16 protein-coding genes are annotated in these 19,485 nt (G+C 65.8%); 8 read left to right on the top strand and 8 right to left on the bottom strand.

Translation table 11 applies throughout. The features are described from left to right. Window positions 1-2: 2 nt before the first annotated feature. On the bottom strand, window positions 3-4,340 hold the full coding sequence (locus I4484_RS03895) for a DEAD/DEAH box helicase (RefSeq protein WP_197449713.1): 4,338 nt from the start codon (window positions 4,338-4,340) through the stop codon (window positions 3-5). Between the two features lie 77 nt (window positions 4,341-4,417). Further along, window positions 4,418-5,314, bottom strand: a complete 897-nt coding sequence (locus tag I4484_RS03890; protein ID WP_197449712.1) for a LysR family transcriptional regulator — start codon at window positions 5,312-5,314, stop codon at window positions 4,418-4,420. Between the two features lie 113 nt (window positions 5,315-5,427). On the opposite strand from I4484_RS03890, the gene trpB reads away from it, so the two are divergent. Continuing rightward, window positions 5,428-6,633, top strand: a complete 1,206-nt coding sequence (gene trpB / locus I4484_RS03885) for a tryptophan synthase subunit beta (RefSeq protein ID WP_197449711.1) — start codon at window positions 5,428-5,430, stop codon at window positions 6,631-6,633. Next, on the top strand, window positions 6,630-7,475 hold the full coding sequence (gene trpA / locus I4484_RS03880) for a tryptophan synthase subunit alpha (protein ID WP_197449710.1): 846 nt from the start codon (window positions 6,630-6,632) through the stop codon (window positions 7,473-7,475). The genes trpB and trpA overlap by 4 nt, the downstream gene beginning before the upstream one ends. 15 nt (window positions 7,476-7,490) lie before the next feature. Here trpA and I4484_RS03875 read toward each other — a convergent pair whose 3' ends face one another. Next, the gene (locus tag I4484_RS03875; protein WP_197449709.1) at window positions 7,491-8,129 is read right to left on the bottom strand and encodes a LysE family translocator; all 639 of its coding nucleotides are present in this window, start codon (window positions 8,127-8,129) and stop codon (window positions 7,491-7,493) included. A 73-nt stretch (window positions 8,130-8,202) separates the two neighbouring features. Beyond that, a complete protein-coding gene (locus I4484_RS03870; RefSeq protein WP_197449708.1) occupies window positions 8,203-9,132 on the bottom strand; it encodes a LysR substrate-binding domain-containing protein in 930 nt (309 codons plus the stop codon). A gap of 160 nt (window positions 9,133-9,292) precedes the next feature. Here I4484_RS03870 and I4484_RS03865 point away from each other — a divergent pair, with 160 nt between their 5' ends. Next, window positions 9,293-9,997, top strand: coding sequence for an FMN-dependent NADH-azoreductase (locus I4484_RS03865; RefSeq protein WP_197449707.1), 705 nt, complete (start codon window positions 9,293-9,295; stop codon window positions 9,995-9,997). A gap of 52 nt (window positions 9,998-10,049) precedes the next feature. Here the strand turns inward: I4484_RS03865 and I4484_RS03860 are convergent, their stop codons facing one another. Next, the gene (locus tag I4484_RS03860) at window positions 10,050-10,790 is read right to left on the bottom strand and encodes an SDR family NAD(P)-dependent oxidoreductase (RefSeq protein WP_197449706.1); all 741 of its coding nucleotides are present in this window, start codon (window positions 10,788-10,790) and stop codon (window positions 10,050-10,052) included. A gap of 104 nt (window positions 10,791-10,894) precedes the next feature. Here I4484_RS03860 and I4484_RS03855 point away from each other — a divergent pair, with 104 nt between their 5' ends. Further along, entirely contained in the window at window positions 10,895-11,512 is a 618-nt protein-coding gene (locus I4484_RS03855) for a TetR/AcrR family transcriptional regulator (RefSeq protein WP_197449705.1), read from the top strand. 16 nt (window positions 11,513-11,528) lie between these two features. Here I4484_RS03855 and I4484_RS03850 read toward each other — a convergent pair whose 3' ends face one another. Continuing rightward, entirely contained in the window at window positions 11,529-12,455 is a 927-nt protein-coding gene (locus tag I4484_RS03850; protein WP_197449704.1) for a LysR family transcriptional regulator, read from the bottom strand. Between the two features lie 99 nt (window positions 12,456-12,554). Between I4484_RS03850 and I4484_RS03845 the strand changes: the two genes are divergently transcribed. Beyond that, a complete protein-coding gene (locus I4484_RS03845; RefSeq protein WP_197449703.1) occupies window positions 12,555-13,586 on the top strand; it encodes an aldo/keto reductase in 1,032 nt (343 codons plus the stop codon). 30 nt (window positions 13,587-13,616) lie between these two features. Here the strand turns inward: I4484_RS03845 and I4484_RS03840 are convergent, their stop codons facing one another. Further along, a complete protein-coding gene (locus I4484_RS03840) occupies window positions 13,617-15,203 on the bottom strand; it encodes an MFS transporter (RefSeq protein WP_197449702.1) in 1,587 nt (528 codons plus the stop codon). 108 nt (window positions 15,204-15,311) lie between these two features. Between I4484_RS03840 and I4484_RS03835 the strand changes: the two genes are divergently transcribed. Continuing rightward, window positions 15,312-16,118, top strand: coding sequence for a helix-turn-helix transcriptional regulator (locus I4484_RS03835; RefSeq protein ID WP_197449701.1), 807 nt, complete (start codon window positions 15,312-15,314; stop codon window positions 16,116-16,118). Here I4484_RS03835 and I4484_RS03830 read toward each other — a convergent pair. Next, a complete protein-coding gene (locus tag I4484_RS03830) occupies window positions 16,072-16,980 on the bottom strand; it encodes a LysR family transcriptional regulator (RefSeq protein WP_197449700.1) in 909 nt (302 codons plus the stop codon). The two genes, I4484_RS03835 and I4484_RS03830, sit on opposite strands and share 47 nt — an antisense overlap. 143 nt (window positions 16,981-17,123) lie before the next feature. Between I4484_RS03830 and I4484_RS03825 the strand changes: the two genes are divergently transcribed. Next, window positions 17,124-18,257, top strand: a complete 1,134-nt coding sequence (locus tag I4484_RS03825) for a 4-oxalomesaconate tautomerase (protein ID WP_197449699.1) — start codon at window positions 17,124-17,126, stop codon at window positions 18,255-18,257. Window positions 18,258-18,313: 56 nt separating this feature from the next. Then, complete coding sequence (locus I4484_RS03820; protein WP_197449698.1) at window positions 18,314-19,438, top strand: tripartite tricarboxylate transporter substrate binding protein; 1,125 nt, start codon at window positions 18,314-18,316, stop codon at window positions 19,436-19,438. The last annotated feature ends 47 nt before the right edge of the window (window positions 19,439-19,485 follow it).

Raw genomic sequence — 19,485 nt, 5'->3', positions numbered from 1 at the left:
CGTCACCGCATCGATATCGCAGCCCCCGGCACCTCTGGTGTCGGGGGTTTTTCATGCCCCGGCCCGCGCCGCAGCAGCTGCTGCACCTGCCACTTCGCCTCGGAGGGCAGCGTCTCGAAAAAGTGCACTTCGCCATTCTGCAGCACTGCCTCCGGCACACCGTCGCGATAGAGCAGGCGATTGCCCGACACCGCCGGCAACCGCGTGCCGGGCGTGAGAATGCCCACCAGGTTGAGCGGGTCGGCGGCAGCCACCACCACGCGGGTGCCGTCCGGCTCCCGGCGGCGCATGGCCTTGAGCCCTCCCACCGCCTCGGCCAGGGCGAACTGCTCACCGGCAAACTGCTGCACGAACCGCCCGCCGCGGATCTCGCCGCGCGCCTCCAGGCGGCGGTAGACATACAGCAGCTCGCGCCAGGGCGGCAATGCCGGCTCACGCTCGATCACACGGCGAAACACCACGCCGTAGCGCTCCAGCAGCACCCAGGCGATATGCTCCAGGCTCTCCATGTCGGTAGTGATGCGACGCTTCCCGATGGGCGACTCACGCTCGGGTGCCGGCAGCCACGACCAGCGCCCGGCGGCGTCCACTCCCGGCGCATAGCGCCTGCGCCGACGCCCGCCCGCGGCGATGGGCGGACGCTTGCTGGCCGGGGCGATCAGCGCCCGCAGGCCGGTGAAACTGTCGGAGGTGACCAGCCCCCAGGAGGCCAGCTCGCCCAGCGCCTCCTCCACCTGGGTGCGCAGCATGTGGGCGGGGCCGAGCAGGTCGGCGAAGAACATGGCCCCGCCGCCCTGCAGCGCCTCGAGCACCCGGCGGGCCCCGCCGGAGAGCGGAAGTTCCTCCAGCTCGGGGGCCGGCACCGCCTGACGCCAGTCGTGCAATGCCTGGCGATCGATGAGCGCGACCGGCGTGTTGCGCAGCGGACCGGGACGCTGGCGTTCGTCACCCTCGGCGATTCTGGGTGGCAGCAGGCGCAGCCAGATGAAGCGTCCGCTGGCGAGCAGCTGGTCGAGCATGTGCGGCGAGAAATCGGCCACCCGCGCCGGCAGCACGTCGCTCTCCCAGGCGCCTGCCGCCACGGGAAAGCCCTCCAGCCGCTCCACCGCCGCGGCCAGCGCCTCCGGCCCCTGCGGGGGCTCGGTCAGGCCGTGCCAGTCGAGCAGGAAACGCAGGTAGTGCTGGATGCTCACCGGCTCGATCTCGGCGCGACGGCGGTCGATGGCATAGCGATGCAGGCGCGCCAGCAGGCGCCGCTCGCACCAGGCCACCTCGCTGCCACCTAGGAAATTTCCCTGCAGCACGAAGCCTTCGACCTCCAGACGTGCCAGCGCCGCCATGGTGCGTTCGAGCGAAATGGCGAGCGGCGTGGAGAGACTGGCCGCGGTGACCGGCCCCAGCGTCTCGAGCCGCGAGCGCAGCAGCTCGGTCAGTGCCTCGTCGGGGGTTTCCGGCGCCTCGCCCGCCGCCTCGATGGGCGGCTCGACGCTGGCACCGGGATGGAGCGCCAGCAGCTCGCCGAGGCGTTCCGCTGCCGTCCACAGCGGCTCGCCGTCGGGTGGCGCGACGACCGCGGCACGCCTGTCCCGGGCGAGCGTGTCGAACCACGGCCGCCACTCCTCTGCGGCTTCGCGCCCGGCGATGAAGCCGCTCACGACCAGCGCGTCGTGCAGCTCGTCGGCATCGCGGGGGGCGGGCCAGGCCTCCTCGCGCACCCGGGCGACCACCTCGGGAGCGTAGCGCGCCGAGGCGGCAGCCTCGGCCACGTCGAGCGCGCCGCCGGTGCGCACGCTGAGGGTGCGCCGCTCCTCCTGGGCGCCGTCGTCGAGGAAGGCGTAGGGGCGCGCGTTGACCACCTCTTCCGACAGCGGCGAGGGCACCGCCAGGTCGCGCCCGCTGACGGCGATCTCGCCGGCTTCGAGGCGCGCCAACAGGCGCTCGAGGCCGTCGATGTCCATGGCCTCGGTCAGACAGTCGTGCAGGGTCTGGTCGACCAGCGGATGATCGGGCAGCTCCCGCGCCCCCGCCAGGTTCTCGGCGCAGGCGAGCTGGTCGGGAAACACCACCGAGAGCAGGTCCTCGGAGTCCTGGCGCTGCAGCTGCGGCGGGCGCCGCTTGCCGTTGCGGGTACGCGGCACGGCGAGCCCCACCGAGGCGTTCCAGCGCCAGCGCAGGCCGAACATCGGCGCATCGAGCAGCGCCTGGATCAGCACCTCGCGCACCGTCCTGGCGTTGAGATAACCCCACACCTCGTCGAGGGGGAAGCTGTGGGTCGGCCCCAGCGACAGCACGATGCTGTCCTCCAGTGCTGCCGCCTGCAGCTCGAAGTTGAACTTGCGGCAGAAGCGCTTGCGCAGCGCCAGGCCCCAGGCACGGTTGAGCTTGGAGCCGAACGGTGAGTGCAGCACCAGGTGCATGTCGCCGGCCTCGTCGAAGAAGCGTTCCAGCACCAGGTGGCGCTGGCTGGGAATCACACCCAGCGCCGCCCGCGCCACGGCCAGGTAGCGCACCAACTGCTCGGCGGCGGCCGGCGCCAGGCCGTACTCGGCTTCCAGCCACGCTTGGGCCTCGGCCTCGTCGCTTTCGGCCAGCCGCCGGTCGATCCCCTCGCGCAGCCGCGACACCGCCTGCGAGAGCTCTTCCGTACGCGCCGGCGCCTCGCCGAACCAGAACGGGATGCTGGGCGGTGCGCCGCGGGCGTCCTCGACGTAGAGCTTGCCGGTGGCGAGCTTGAGGATGCGATAGGCCTGGTTGCCGAGCTGGAAGATATCGCCCGGCATGCTCTCGAAGGCAAAATCCTCGTTGACGGTGCCGACGCGAATCTCCTCGGGCTGCAGGATCACGTCGTAGTCGAAGTGGTCGGGAATCGCCCCGCCGTTGGTCAGGGCGACGAGCCGCGCATTGCGCCGCGGGCGCAGGCGGCCGTTGACCCGGTCGCGGTGCAGGTAGGCACCGCGCCGCCCGCGCCGGGTGGTGTAGCCATCGGCGAGCATCTGCACCACCGCGTCGAAGCGCTCCTGCGTCAGCGCGCGGTAGGGCCAGGCGGCGCGGATACGCTCGAGCAGTTCTGCCTCGTCGGTCTCGCCCGCTCCGGCGACCTCGGCGACGATCTGCTGCGCCAGCACGTCGAGCGGCCCCTCGGGAATGTGCAGCCGATCGAGCTCGCCGGCCTGCACCGCGCCCATCAGCGCCGTGCACTCCACCAGATCGTCGCGGGTCAGCGGGAACAGCCGCCCCTTGGGCACGCGCCCCACCCCATGGCCGGAGCGACCCACCCGCTGCAGGAAGGCCGACATGGAACGCGGCGAGCCGAGCTGGCAGACCAGGTCCACCTCGCCGATGTCGATGCCCAGTTCCAGCGAAGCGGTGGCCACCAGCGCACGCAGCGTGCCCTGCTTGAGGCGCTGTTCGGCGTCCAGGCGGTGTTCGCGGGCCAGGCTGCCGTGGTGCGAGGTTACCCACTCATCCCCCAGCCTGTCGGCCAGGTGACGTGCCACCCGTTCGCAGACCCGCCGGGTATTGGCGAAGATCAGCGTGGTGCGATGTTCTCTCACCAGTTCTGCCAGGCGGTCATAGACCTCTTCCCACACCTCGTTGGCCATTATCGCGGTAAGCGGCGAACCGCTCACTTCGATGGCCAGGTCGCGCCGGCGCACGTGCCCGGTGTCGACGATGGTGCACTCACTGCCGCCGGTAAGGAACGCCGCCACCGCCTCCACCGGCTTCTGCGTCGCCGAGAGCCCGATGCGCTGCGGCGGGCGCGCGGTGAGCCCGGCCAGCCGCTCCAGCGACAGCGCCAGGTGCGAGCCGCGCTTGGTGCCGGCCACCGCATGAATCTCGTCGACGATCACCGTGCGCACGCTGGAGAGCATCCGCCGCCCCGAGTCGGACGTCAGCAGCACGTAGAGCGACTCCGGCGTGGTGACCACGATATGCGGCGGGCGCTTGCGCATGCGCTCGCGCTCCGACGAGGTGGTGTCGCCGGTGCGCACCCAGGCGCGTATCTCCGGCGACTCCCGGCCGTCTGCCTCAAGCCCCTCGGCGATGCCGCGAATCGGCGCCTGCAGGTTGCGCTGGATGTCGTTGGAGAGCGCGCGCAGCGGCGAGACGTAGAGCACCACGGTTTCGTCGGGCAGCTCACTGTCGAGCCCACGGCGCACCAGGCCATCGATGGCGGCAAGGAAGGCCGCCAGGGTCTTGCCCGAGCCGGTGGGGGCGGCGATCAGCACATGGCCGCCCGCGCCGATGGCCGGCCAGGCGCGCGCCTGCACCTCGGTGGGCACACCGAGGGCGCGTGTGAACCACTGGCTGACAGCGGGATGGAAGACGTCGAGCGGCATGGGCGCTCCGGGAAATCGCTTTCCTACAACGTAATCGAGTGCGGGGAGATACGCGATGTTCCCGGAGCAGTCGCCGGTTACCGCGAAGAGAGCATGTCGTTCAGCTCACGCTCGAGCCATTCGATGAGCCGAGCGCTGTACCCTCGATTGTCAGTGGGTGAAAGCCACAGGCATAGCCGGGCGGGCGTCTCGACGAAGCCCCACGGTGCGATCAGCCGCCCCTGACGCAGCTCGTCCTCGACCAACAGCCGGGGCGCTATCGCCACCCCCAATCCGGCCACTGCCGCCTCGATCAGATAATAGAGATGATCGAAGCCCTGCCCTTCGGCCAGCGCCCGGTCGAGACGCGCCGAATCGAGCGCATGTGCACGCGCCCAGTGCGGCCAGGCCTGAGGCCGCGAGGCTGTGTGCAGCAGCTTGGCGTCAAACAGTGTCGCCGGCCGCTGGGGATCGAACCGGGCGGCCAGCTGCGGGCTCACCACTGCGCCGATGTGTTCCGCGGCCAACTCGATCACCTCCAGGTCGGCCGGCCATGGCGGTTCAGCAAATGTCAGCGTTGCGCTGACCTCGTCCCTTCCCGGGGTCGCTTCGCTCTCGCTGGCGACGACATGCAGCTTGAGTTCCGGCAGCGCACGATGAAGCTGGTCGAGGCGCGGAATGAGCCAGCGTGCCAGCAGGCTACCCGGACAGGCCAGGATGAACGGCGCCGCCTCGACGTCACGCTTCAACTGCGCGCAGCTGTCTCGCAGGCGCAGGAACGCCTCGCCAACGCCGTGCTGCAGCCGCTCCCCGTGACTCGTGAGCTGCAGGCCGCGGCCCGCCTTGGTGAACAGCGCCACGCCGAAATGCTCTTCCAGGCTCCGCAGCTGACGGCTGACCGCACCGTGAGTCACGCTGAGTTCATTCGCCGCGGCCGTGACGCTACCCAACCGCGCGGTGGCCTCGAAGGCGCGCAGGGCGCTGAGAGAAGGCATGGAGTGCATCGTTCTGTGATCCTGGCTCACATATAGCAGCCATCTTATCGATTTTTTGCCCCGCCTGCCTGCGCTAGCTTCATCGAAAGCTCCCTGACCCTTCGAGGTACTCCATGACCGATCTTTCGATGCAGCCCGATGCTCATGGCATGTTCGGCCGCTTCGGCGGACGCTTCGTCCCCGAGACGTTGATGCCGCTGATTAGTGAGCTTCAGAGCGAATACGATGCGGCCCGGCAGGACACCGAATTCCAGCGCCAGCTCGCCTACTTCCAGCGCGATTACGTTGGCCGGCCCAGCCCGCTCTACCTTGCCGAGCGTCTTACCGAGCACTTTGGCGGCGCCAGGATCTATCTCAAGCGCGAGGAGCTCAATCACACTGGAGCTCACAAGATCAACAATTGCATCGGCCAGATCCTGCTCGCCAAGCGGATGGGCAAGACCCGCATCATCGCCGAAACGGGCGCCGGCATGCATGGCGTCGCCACTGCCACCGTCGCGGCACGCTTCGGCATGCCCTGTGTCGTCTACATGGGTTCGGCCGATATCGAACGCCAGCAGCCCAACGTGTTTCGCATGAAGCTGCTCGGCGCCGAGGTCATTCCGGTCACGACGGGTACCGGCACGCTCAAGGATGCGATGAACGAGGCACTGCGCGACTGGGTGACCAACGTCGATGACACCTTCTACATCATCGGCACCGTGGCCGGACCGCACCCCTACCCCGCCATGGTGCGTGACTTCCAGGCGGTGATAGGACGCGAGACCCGCACGCAGATCCTCAAGAAGGAAGGACGCCTACCCGACTCTCTCGTCGCCTGCATCGGCGGCGGCTCGAATGCGATGGGGCTGTTCCACCCTTTCCTCGCTGATGAGTCGGTCCAGATGATCGGCGTCGAGGCCGGTGGCAAGGGCATCGAGACCGGCATGCACGCGGCGAGCCTCATCGGCGGTGCGCCCGGCGTATTGCACGGCAACCGCACCTACCTGCTGCAGGACGGGGATGGCCAGATCATCGATGCCCACTCGATATCGGCCGGGCTCGATTATCCCGGCATCGGCCCGGAGCATGCCTGGCTGCATGAGCAGGGGCGCGTCGAGTACGTCTCGATCACCGACGACGAGGCGCTCGCGGCGTTCCAGTGCTGCTGCCGTCAGGAAGGGATCATTCCCGCGCTCGAGTCGGCCCACGCCCTGGCCGAGGTCGCCAAGCGCGCGCCGACGCTACCCCGCGACCACCTCATGGTGGTCAACCTGAGCGGACGCGGCGACAAGGACATGATGAGCGTCGCCCAACACCTGGGAGAGAACTTCCAATGAACGCCGCCAAGGAGAACCCCGTGAACGCCGCCACTCGCCTCGATGCATGCTTTACCGCGCTCAAGGCGGAACAAAGGCCGGCCCTGGTAACCTACGTCACTGCCGGCGACCCCGACTTCGAGACCTCACTGGAAATCCTCCAGGGGCTGCCCGCGGCAGGCGCCGACGTGATCGAGATCGGCATGCCGTTCAGCGATCCCATGGCCGACGGCCCCACGATCCAGAAGGCAGCGCTACGCGCCCTGGAGGGCGGACAGACCATGACCCGGACGCTCGAGTTGGTGCACGCCTTCCGCCAACGGGATTCGCAAACGCCACTGGTGCTGATGGGCTATTACAACCCCATCCACCGCTACGGCGTGGCGCGATTCCTGGCCGATGCGGCCCGTGCCGGTGTCGATGGCTTGATCGTGGTCGACCTGCCGCCCGAGCATGACGACGAGCTGTGCCTGCCCGCCAGGGAGCACGGTATTGCCTACATCCGCCTCGCCACCCCGACCACCGACGCCAAGCGGCTGCCCCGGGTGCTGGATAACACCTCAGGCTTCCTCTATTGCGTCTCGGTGAATGGCATCACGGGTGGTAGCGCCCCGCCGCTACAGGATGTCGAACGTATGGTGGGCCGGCTGCGCGAGCAGAGCCACCTGCCGATTGCGGTCGGTTTCGGCATTCGCACTGCCGCACAGGCGCAAGCGATTGGCCGATTCAGCGATGCCGTGGTGGTCGGCTCGGCGCTGGTGGAAGGTATCGAAAGCGCCGGTACACGGCGCGGCGCCGTCGAGGCGGTTCATGGCCTGGTGCGTGACCTGGCCGCAGGCGTGCGCCGGGCTGCCAACGCGTAATGCTGGCTTGGGAACCTAGACGCCCTGCCGCGGCTCCGCAGCCAGCTTGGCCGCCATGCCGGCCAGCACGCCGCCCATGACGTAACGCTGCACGGCCAGCCAGGTGGGACGCTGCTGAAACCAGCCGGCGATACCCGCCGCCGACAGGGCAATCGCCAGATTGACGGTGAAGCTCACCCCGATCTGGGTGAAGCCCAGCACCAGGCTCTGGAGAAAGACGGGGCCATGCTCGGGCGAGACGAACTGCGGGAAGATCGCCAGGTAGAACACGGCGATCTTGGGGTTGAGCAGGTTGGTCAAAAAGCCCATCAGGAACAGCTTGCGAGGCCGATCCGCAGGGAGCGCGCGCGCCTCGAAGGGCGAGCGCGCGCCTGGCCTGACCGCCTGCCAGGCCAGGAAGAGCAGGTACAGCGCGCCAGCCCACTTGAGGACCTCGTAGGCCAGCGGTATGGCGAGAAATAGCGCGGTCAAGCCAACGGCCGCCGCCAGCATGTGCACCAGGAAACCGGCCAGCACGCCGAACAGCGAGATCACGCCCGCGGCCCGCCCCTGACAGATCGAGCGCGAGATCAGGTAGATCATGTTCGGCCCGGGGGTCAGCACCACGACCAAGGCGGCCAGGGCGAAAAGCAGCAGATCGGACAACGGCAGCACGGCTTTCTCCTCGTCATCTCTTGTCATCGACGCATGTCAGGATGCGCCGCACCTCGGCACCCGACAAGAAAAATCAATGATGGGCAGGCCCCCTCTTTGCAGCATCGCTCTGCTCGCTGGCCATCCCGGCAAAAGCACCTCGCAGCCACGCCGCGACCTGCTCCAGCTCGGCATGTCCGGCAAAACGCCGATGCCGAACCAGCTGATAGCGCAGTCCCGGCAACCTCGGCCCGAAGGGCACCTGTAGTACGCCTCTCTCGAGTTCCGCCTTCACCAGCGTGAGGCTCAGCAGCGCCACTCCCTGGCCGGCGATGGCGGCCTGGATGGCATGGCTCTCGTCGGAAAAGGTCAAGCTCGCCCCTAAGTCGGCAGTGGTGCCGCCCACCGCTTGGCACCAGTGCTGCCACGAGGGCAGCCCCAGCGACGAGCTGTACCAGTCGAAGACGATATGCCGCACCGTCTGCAGATCCCCATACCCCGCCAGCGCCAGCCGCGGGCTGGCCACCAGGGCAAAGGTATCCTCGGCCAACACCTCGGCCTCGTGCCCCAGGTAGGGTCCCATGCCGTAGCGAATCGCCAGCGATGCACTGCGCGACAGGTCCAGAGGCGCTTCGCTGGCGTTAATGCGCAAGTCGATATCGGGGTGTCGGGCATTGAAATCGGCCAGCCGCGGCAACAGCCACTGGCTGGCGAAGGCCGGCGTGCAGGAGAGCGTCACGCTGCCGCTGTTGCCCTGCTCACGCAGCGCTTCCAAGGTCTCTGCGAAGGAGTCGAAACCACGGCGCAGTACCGGGAACAGATGCTCTGCGGCTGCTGTCGGCACCACCTGGCGAATACGCCGCTCGAATAGCGCCACACCCAGCAACGCCTCCAATTCGCGCACTTGGTGGCTAATGGCCGCCGGTGTCACGGCCAGTTCCTCGGCGGCCTGCTTGAAGCTACGGTGGCGCGCCGCCGCCTCGAAGGCGCGCAGTTGCGATAGCGGCAGCGTGCGTCGATTCACTGGCGTCTCCTCGTTGCGAACCCAGCCAGGGCCAAGTCCATCATAGACAAGTTCATCTATTCCATCCCACAAGAAATGGTCGTTTGTCAGCCATTTATCATGGGTTGATGCTGTCTTCCACGCACCAACCAAGTTGAATTCTACTTGTCAGGAGACGCTCATGACCACGCTACTTCACATCGATGCCAGTGCCCGTCCCGGTCGTTCCGGGATCGACCCCCACGGCTCCCATTCCCGTCGTCTCAGCGCCCGCTTCGTCGAGCAATGGCAAAAGGCCCGCCCCGGCGATCGCATTCTCTATCGCGACGTGGGCCAACACCCGCCTCACCCCGTCAGCGGAGAGTGGATCCATGCCGCCTTCACCAAGCCGGAGACGCGCGAGCCCTGGATGCACGACGTCCTGGCCGAGAGCGACGCGCTGGTCGACGAACTGCTGGAGGCCGATGTAATCGTTGCTGGCGTGCCGATGTACAACTTCGGCGTGCCCGCCGGCTTCAAGGCCTATATCGACAACATCGTGCGGGTGGGGCGCACCTTCGGCTTCGATCGCTCGCGCCAGGGGCTGCCCTACTGGCCGATGCTAACCGAGATGAGCAAGCGCCTGGTGGTGCTGAGCGCCCGGGGCGACTACGGCTACGCGCCAGGCGAGCGCATGGCCCAGGCCAACCACGTCGAGCCGCATATCCGCACCGTATTCGGCTACCTGGGTATCGACGACGTGCACACTGTCGCCGTGGAATACGACGAGTTCGGCGGCGAGCACCTGCAGGCCTCGCTGGCCCAGGCCGAGCAAGACATCGAGGCACTGGTGGCAGAGCTAACGGAAAAGCTGGATACGACCAGCCGAATTTTCAACCCGGCATGATGAACCCTACGTGCCGGCGGCAAGCCGGCACGCTAGTCAGAGTCGAGTGTTCTTAGATATTGGCACCACCATCAATGGTAAACTCCGCCCCGGTTATCGATCGGCCCTCGGGGCCGGCCAGCCAAGCCACCAGGCCGGCCACGTCGTCGGCCTCGTTATATCGAGGGATGGCCATCAAGCTACGCTGGGGGTCGGAGAGTTCGCCGTCGGCGGGGTTCATATCGGTATCGGTAGAGCCTGGGTGCACGATGTTGACGTTGATGCCACGCGTTCCAAGATCCCTGGCCATGCCCTTGGTCAGCCCCACCAGGCCCGCCTTGCTCATGGCGTAAAGGCTGATGCCGGGCCAGGGCACTCGAACCGCGAGGTTGCTGCCGATGGTGATGATGCGTCCGCCCTCCGGAAGATGGGCCGCCGCCGCCATCACCGCCACGACCGGGGCACGCAGGTTGACCGCGATGGTGCGGTCCAGCTCCTCCAGCGTGGCCTCTTCGATCGTTCCAGTCAGGAAGATTCCCGCATTGTTGATCAGGATATCGAGCCCGCCCAGCTCGGCTACCGTGCGCTCCACGGCCGCCTCGATCGCTGCGGCATCGACGTTATCCGCGCGGATGGCCACCGCCCGGCCGCCTGCGGACGTGATCCCATCCACGACCGACTGCGCCTGAGCCTCGCCGTTGACGTAAGTGACCGCCACGCCAGCCCCTTCCGCCGCCAGACGCCGGGCGATGGCGGCACCGATGCCGCGGCTGCCACCGGTGATCATCGCTGTCTTTCCGTTCAGTCGCTGCATGCTTTACTCCATTTAAATAGTGATCGATACAAAAATCAAGATGGCTAGACATGCACGCAACTGTCAAGATATTTTGTAGTCATCGATACAAAAAGGAGTAAGACATGCCCCAGCGTGGTAGACCCCGCCGCTTCGACAGGGAAGAGGCCCTGCGCCGGGCCATGGAAGTGTTCTGGGTCCAGGGTTACGACAACGCCTCGCTTGCCGATCTGACCCGTGCCATGGGCATCAACGCACCCAGCCTCTACGCCACCTTCGGCAGCAAGGAGGTGCTGTTCCAGGAAGCGGTGGAACTCTACGTACGCACGGAAGGCAGCGGTATCTGGGAGCAGGTGGAAACGGCACCGACGGCGCGCGCCGCCATCGAACAGGTACTGCGCACCACGGCCGTGGCTTTCACCCGCGGCCCCTCTCCACGTGGCTGCATGATCGTGCTTGCCGCGCCGCAGATGCAGGGTGCCAACGCCCAGGTCTGCGATGCCTTGAAAGCCTACCGACAGTCGAACGGTTACCTGCTGGAACGGCGCCTGCAGCGAGCTGTCGAGGAAGGCGAGCTGCCCGCCTCGACGGACTGCCGCGCACTGGCCAACTACGTCGTCACCCTGCAACACGGCATGTCGATCCAGGCCCGCGACGGCGCCTCGCGCGAAACGCTGCTGGCGATCGCCGACTGCGCCATGGCGGGCTGGGACGCACTCACCGGCTCCGCACAGCAAGCCTAGAGCATCAGCGCCCCGGTTATCTGGTGTCTTCTTTATGCCGTTCCCAGGGCGGCACAGGCTCCCATTGCTCGACGAGGAAGTCGATAAAGGCGCGCACCCTCGGCGGCGCAAGGCGACGCTGCGGCATGACCGCATGAATGCCCGTCTCGGGCAATGCGTAGTCCGAGAGAACCTGCTGCAATCGGCCGGCTTGCAGGTCGTCGCATACATGCCAGGTGGAGTGCTGCACGATGCCCAACCCCGCCACCGCGGCGTCGCGCAGGAGTTCGCCCTGGCTGCTACGGATGCGTCCATCCACTTTGACAGCGAACCACTCACCGTTGATGTCCCGAAGGCGCCAAGTGCCGGCCCCCACCTCCCCACCGGTCAATACCAGACACTCATGCCGGGTCAGCTCCTCGGGGGTGCGTGGAATGCCGTGGCGCTTCAGATAGGCGGGAGAGGCGCATAGCACCCGGCGATTCGTGGCCAGCCGGCGTGCCACCAGGCTGGAATCCGCTAGCGAGCCGATGCGAATGGCCAGGTCGAACCCCGACCCCACGATGTCCCTACGCTGATCGGACAGGTCGAGATCGAGGCGCAGCCGAGGATACCGGCGCAAGAATCGGGGCAGCAGCGGGGAAACATAGAGTCGGCCAAACGTCGGCGGCAGGGTCAGGCGAAGCGTGCCCGTGACCTCGCGCGTCGACTGGTGCAACCCGCTCATCAGTGCCTCGAGATCCTCCACCGCCTCGCGCCCCTGTTCGGCCAGGCTCCTGCCCTCCGGCGTCGGCCGTAGCTGCCGGGTGGTGCGTTGCAGCAGGCGCACGCCGAGCTCGCGTTCGAGGCGCTTCAAGCGCTGGCTGGCGACGGCCACGGATAGGTCCAGGCTGCGCGCCGCTTCACTGATCGACCCCAGGTCGAGGATACGCAGGAACAATGAGAGGTCGTCGACTCGGCTCATTATCAATGTCTTGTTGAATGTCTCTATTGTTTTAAGCCGATTATCTTGAAAGCGCAACGTTCTATGCTCCTTCGGCAATCCACCGACAGGAGTCGAACCATGGAATATCGCTATCTTGGCCAATCGGGCTTCAAGGTTTCGTCACTCGGGCTGGGCGCAGGAACTTTCGGCGGCACAGGGCCGCTGTTCAGCGCCTGGGGCAACACCGATGTCAAGGAGGCGACCCGCCTCATCGATATCTGTCTCGACGCCGGAATCAACCTGTTCGATACCGCCGACGTCTACTCCGAGGGAGCGTCCGAGTCGATTCTCGGGGCCGCCATCAAGGGCAGGCGCGATCGTGTCGTTCTCTCCACCAAACTGACGCTGCGCATGAGCGACGAGCCGAATGACGTCGGCGCTTCTCGTCATCATCTGCTCAAGGCGACGGACCAAGCGCTGAAGCGGCTCGATACCGACCATATCGACATCCTTCAACTTCACCACTTCGATGCGATGACGCCGGTGGAGAGCGTGATGGCGACGCTGGACGACCTGGTGCGCGCCGGCAAGGTGCGCTACCTCGGCGTCTCGAACTTCTCCGGCTGGCAGATCATGAAGTCCCAGGCGGTGGCCGAACGCTACGGCTACTCCCGCTTCGTCGCCAACCAGGCCTACTACTCGCTGGTCGGGCGCGATTACGAGTGGGAGCTGATGCCGCTGGGGCAGGACCAGGGCCTGGGAGCGATCGTCTGGAGCCCGCTCGGCTGGGGGCGTTTGACCGGCAGGATTCGACGCGGTCAGGCGCTTCCCGACCGCAGCCGGCTACATGAAACCGCCAGCTTCGCGCCCCCAGTGGACGACGAACGCCTGTACCGGATCGTCGATGCGCTCGACGGCATCGCCGAGGAGACGGGCAAGTCGATCCCGCAGGTAGCCATCAACTGGCTGCTCGGCCGCCCCACGGTTTCCAGCGTGCTGATCGGTGCGCGCAACGAAGCCCAACTGCGCGAGAACCTGGGTGCCAGCGGATGGCGGCTCGACGAGGAGCAGACAAGGCGGCTCGACGAAGCCAGCCGCGTGACGCCGTCTTATCCTTACTACCCTTACTGGAATGGCCAGTTCGCCGAGCGCAATCCACCTCCCGTATAGGCCTGTTCGAATCGCTCGACCAAGCGGCCACTAAAGTGTGGAACAAGAGCCACACCCATCCGCGGATTCTCTGAGTGTGCTCTCACCTATCGCGCCGACATGGCGCAGGCTGACGATGGAGACCACCGCCAGCGCCAGGATGGCAATGCCGCCCACCGTGGCGGTCACGTTCAGCCCGGCGGTGAAGGCTTGCTGGGCTTCCAGCAGTACGCCTGCGGGCAGGCGCTCGCCGGCCGACACGGTGGCCCACAGGCTCTCCTCCACGATGCCCGCCGCCTCGGCAGCTTCGCCATCGGCTATCGTCGCGCTGACCTGGGCACGATAGACGAAGGTGGCCAGGCTGCCCAGCAGCGCCACACCCAGCGCCACGCCCAGCTCCTGCACCATCTCCGACATGGCCGAGGCCGAACCGGCCTTTTCCGCCGGCGCCGCACCCACTACCAGGTCCGTACCCAGTGCGGCGATAGTGCCCAGGCCAAGATAGACCAGCGAGAACCCGGCGATCGCCATGCCCACCCCGTTGGCGTTCACTTCGACGGCGGCCAGCAGCCAGTAGCCCAGCGTGGAGAGCGCCAGGGCCGCGCCCACCACGTAACCGGGACGAATGCGGCGAGCTACCAGCGGCGCCATGATGCCCGCCAGCACCATGGCAAGCGCCGGCGGCCCCATCCAGAGCCCCGCCGCCAGCGGTGTGAGCCCTGCCACCAGTTGCAGATACTGAGACACCAGCAGCATCACGCCTGATACACCGACCAGGCCCACCAGCAGCACGACCAACGCGGCACTGAAGGTTCGGCTGCCGAACAGTCGCATATCGAGCAGCGGGTCGGTCAGGCGCTGCTGGCGGTGTACGAAAATCAGCGCCATCAGCACACCCAGCACCAGGGCCAGTACCGGAATCGGTTCGAGTCCTAACTTGGCGAGCTCTTTCACGCCATAGACCACCGGCAGCACGGCCGCCAGCGAGAGCGCTACGCTGGTGAGATCCAGTCGCCCACTGCGCTTCGCACGATACTCCGGCAGCAGGATCGGCACCGCAATCAGCAGTACGGCCACCACGGGCACCGCCACCAGGAAGGCCGAGCCCCACCAGAAGCGTTCCAGCAGCAGGCCGCCCACCACCGGGCCCAGCGCCATGCCCAGGGCGAACATGGTGGCCCACACACCGATGGCCAGGGCGCGCTGGCGCACGTCACCGAACATGTTGCTGATCAGTGCCAGGGTCGATGGCATCAGCGTCGCGCCGGCGACACCAAGCACCGCGCGGGCCGCAATCAGCATGGCCGCACTGGTGGAGTAGGCCGCGATCACCGAGGTGATGCCAAAGGCCACGGCGCCGATCATCAACAGCCGGCGACGGCCGATGCGGTCGCCCAAGGTGCCCATGGTGATCAGAAAACCGGCAATCATGAAGCCGTAGGCATCCATGATCCACAGCGCCTGGGTACTGCTCGGCTGCAGATCCGCCGCCAGGGCGGGTAAGGCCAGATAGAGAATGGTGACATCGAGACCGAGCAGCACGGTAGGCAACGCCAATACCGCCAAGCCGGCCCACTCCTTGAAGCCCGCACGCTGCCGGGCGATACGTGAGTCTTGCGCTTCACTGAGGGAAACCATGCCATGCCTCCTTTCCATAGGGTTGGCATGGTAGTCTTGGTGCATTCTGATAGGGTTACAATATAGCCAGTTATCCTATTACTACAGGTAACTACCTGGAGCACTGCCATGGCCGGGCGCAGCCTCGACAGAACCCGCAGCGAACTCACCGACTTTCTGATCCATCATCGCAACAAGCTGACACCGGCCGACGTTGGCCTGCCTTCCACCGGGCGCCGGCGTACCCCCGGACTGCGGCGGGAGGAAGTGGCCACCCTCGCCGGGGTGGGACTGACCTGGTACACCTGGTTCGAGCAGGGGCGCGATATCAACGTCTCGGAGAGCTTTGTGCTGCGAGTCTCCAAGGCGCTCAAGCTCGACGACGCCGAATGCTGCCACCTGTTCCTGCTTGCCCATCGCCGCCCACCGCCGGTGGAGGCCTACCAGTGGCAGGAAATTCCGCCCCTGGTGCAGACGCTGATGGACGACATGCCAAGGCCCGCCTATGTGATGAACCTGCGCTGGGACATCATCGCCTGGAACGCCATCGCCGATGTCCTGCTCGGCTTCAGCGACAGGGAGCCCGGTGAGCGCAACATGATGCGCCTGCTGTTCGCCGACCCGGCGCTGCGCAGGCGCCTCCCCGACTGGCGCCAGGACGCCTCCCGCCTGCTGGCCCAGTTCCGCTGCGACTCGGCCGCCGCCCCCGAAGACCCCGCTATGCAGGAGCTGACAGAAGCGCTCGCCAAGCTGTCGCCGGATTTTCGCCGCTGGTGGGAGCAGCCCAATCATGAAGCCTATCGCTACGGCATCGGCACGCTTCTCGACGCCGACTCGAATCAGAGGGAGTATCAACACACCACACTGCTGGTGGACGAGCACCGGCATCTCAGGATGGTGGTGTACTTCCCCAATGCTCGAGCAGCATGTCGATGAACAACTGGGCCGTGCTGGAAATACTGTGGGAACTGCTTCTGACCAGACCGATGGTTCGCTGGATGCGGGGTTCGGGAAGCTCACGCGAACAGAGCGTGTCATGGTCCGGGCCGGGCATCGTCATCTTGGGCAGGATCGCCACGCCCAGCCCGGATTCGACCAGGCCAAGCGAGGTGGAAAGGTGCTGAACTTCGTAGAAGCTGTTCAGCCGGATGCCTTCGGCAGAGAGGGCATTGTCCAGCAAGGTGCGATTGCCGCTATCGCGACTGACGGTGATCAGCCTGACCTGTTCGAGATCCGCCCATTCGATACTCTCCTTTACCGCCAGTGGATGGTCCGACCTCAGGGCCAGCACGAAGGGATCTCGCAATAGTGGTGTAAAGGAGACCTCGGGGCTCTGGGCGCTGAACATGTTGATGCCGAAGTCGGCCTCACCATTGATGACCCGCTGCAGACCCTCGTTGGCGCTGACGTCGAGAATGCGAATGCGGATACCCGGCCAGGCCTCGCTGAACCCACGAATCACGCTCGGCAGGAAGTAAAAGGCGGCGGTGGGCAGGCAGGCGATCGTGACCGTCCCCTTTTGATGCGTCGCCAGCTCTCGTATGTTCAGAATCGATGACTCGTATTCCTCGATCATACGCCTGGCGCGTGGCAGGAAATCCGCCCCGATAGGTGTCAACTGCGTCCTTCGAGTGGTCCGCTCGAGCAACTCGACTTCCAAAAGCTCCTCGAGCTTCTGAATGCGTCGCGATAGCGCCGGCTGTGAAAGATGCAGGCGCTGCGCCGCCTCATGGAAAGAACCCAGCTCGGCGACCAGGATAAACGCTTGAAGATCAAGGAACTCGAGGCGATGTAGCATTGATGCACTCTTGCATGACACGTTGGCATTGATAAGCTTAGCGCATTAATCCTAAAAACGCATCAATCATGGTATTTATTTGCATTTGAAGCATCAGTTGCCCACTGACATGCTCACATCACGACTTCCCAACGCGATGTGGCATGACGATGATAAACAGCATTCCCTGCATGATCATGCGCGGCGGCACCTCCCGAGGCCCTTTCCTGCGCATGAGCGATCTTCCCAGCGGCCAGGACGCCCAAGCCGAGATCCTGCTCAGCCTGATGGGCTCGGGCCACGCCCTGCAGATCGACGGCATCGGCGGCGGGGACCCCCTGACCAGCAAGATCGCCATCGTGGAACGCTCCTCCCTTGCGGGTGCCGATGTCGACTACCTGTTTGCCCAGGTCGATATTCTCAATCGCCGCGTCGACTTCACCCCGAACTGCGGCAATATGCTCTCGGCGGTCGGCCCCTACGCAATCGAGACGGGCCTGGTGGAACCCCAGGACGGCAAGACCGTCGTGCGGGTACGCAACCTCAATACCCAGCGCCTGATCGAGTGTCACGTCCCCACACCGGGCCGCCAGGTCTGCTATGAGGGCAGTACGTCCATCAGCGGCGTGCCCGGGAGTGCCGCCGGCATTCAACTCAGCTTCCTCGACATCATGGGCTCCAAGACCGGCGCGTTGCTGCCGACCGGAAAGGTGTGCGACTCGATCGAAGGTATCGACGTTACCTGCCTCGACGCAGCGACGCCGATCATCATGCTCGACGCTGCGGATCTTGGCCTGAGCGGAGATGAGTCCCCCGCCGAACTGGATGGCAATAGCGCCCTTCTCGAACGGCTCGAAAGCATTCGTCGCAAGGCAGGACCCAGCATGGGTCTGGGCGATGTCAGCCAGAGTGTCTTGCCCAAGCCGGTGCTGGTCTGTGCAGCGCGTGACAGCGCCAGTACCCTGCGCACGAGATACTTCGTACCCCACCGCTGCCACAAGGCCATCGCCGTCACCGGTGCCATTGCCGTTGCCTCGGCGGTCAGTGTTCCCGGCACCATCGCCCACCGCATCGCAGTAGAAAGCGGGCGAATGTCCGCAGGAGAGTGTCTGGCCCAGGTGCGACTGGAGCATCCCTCGGGCTTCATCGACCTCGACGTCGAGCACCGCCAAGGTAATGCCAGCGATATCGCGCGCGTGTCGCTGATTCGTACCGCCAGAAAGATCATGAGTGGCACGATCTTCTACACCGATTCCACGCCACCCGGTGAGACAATCCCTGCTATGCAGGCCAATTGATCATCACGACCCCGGGTGTCTTGCCACCCGCTAACGACAACAACCAGGAGCATGCCATGACCCTCCACAAGACCACGACAGCTCGCACTTCGCTCGATCGCCTGAAAAGAGTCGCCGCCCTGGGCCTGGCAATCGCCGGGCTCGGTCTGACGGCCTCCGCATCCGTACAAGCACAGAACGTGGAGGTGCCAGGAACCATCAAGTGGACCATTCCCTTCGGCGTCGGCGGCGGCACCGATGTCTGGGCCCGCTTCTTCGCACCCTGGCTCAGTGAGCACATTCCCGGCCAGCCCACCATCATGATCGACAACGTGCCGGGCGGCGGCTCCATCAACGGCTCCAACCTCTTTGCCATGCGTGCCAAGAGCGACGGTAGCGATTGGCTGGGCGCTTCCGCTTCGACTCAGTATCCCGCGATGCTGGGAGACAAGCGGGTACGTTACGACTACTCCGCCTGGACACCGATCCTGGCGACCCCAACCGGTGGTGTCGTCTACGCCCAGGCCAGCCTGGGTGAGGACAGCGAGAACGCACTTGCCGCCCTGCTGGAAAAGCAGGTCAAGCTAGCCGTGCAAAGTCACACCGGGCTCGAACTGCCGGTACTGATCGCCCTCGACATGCTGGGTGTCGAGGTTCAGGCCGTCTCCGGCATGCAGAGCCGTGGCGAAGGCCGCCTGGCCTTTGAGCGTGGCGAAGCGGACATCGATTTTCAGACCACCTCCGCCTACCTGAGCAGTGTGGCCCCCCTAGTGGAGTCGGGCCGCGCCGTCCCGCTCTTCTCGCTCGGCGTGATGAATGACGCCGGCGAGATCGTGCGCGACCCGGCCTTTCCCGACCTGCCCACCTTCAGCGAGGTTTATGAAGAGGTGCATGGCGAGGTCCCGAACGGTACCGCCAACGACGCCTACGAGAAGTTCTTCGCTTCGGGCTTCACCCTGCAGAAGCTGATCATGGTGCCCAAGGATACCCCCGAGGCACTCGTCGAGACCTACCGGGAGGCAGCCCTCGAGTTCATCGATACCGAAGAGTTCAAGCAGGAGGCCGATGCCCAACTGGGGCCCTACGCCCCGATCGTCGGCGACATCGTCAAGCGACATCTCGAGGACGCCATGTCCCTGGATGACGCTACCCGCGAGTGGCTCTCGGACTGGCTGAAAACGAAGCACGGCGCCAGTATCTGACGCGAGACATCGGGCATTGATCTTTGGCCCCAGGGTCCAGAGCCAAT

The organism is Halomonas sp. SS10-MC5, assembly GCF_015992245.1.
Lineage (GTDB): Bacteria > Pseudomonadota > Gammaproteobacteria > Pseudomonadales > Halomonadaceae > Halomonas > Halomonas sulfidoxydans.
This window is presented reverse-complemented; position numbering and strand designations above follow the sequence as displayed.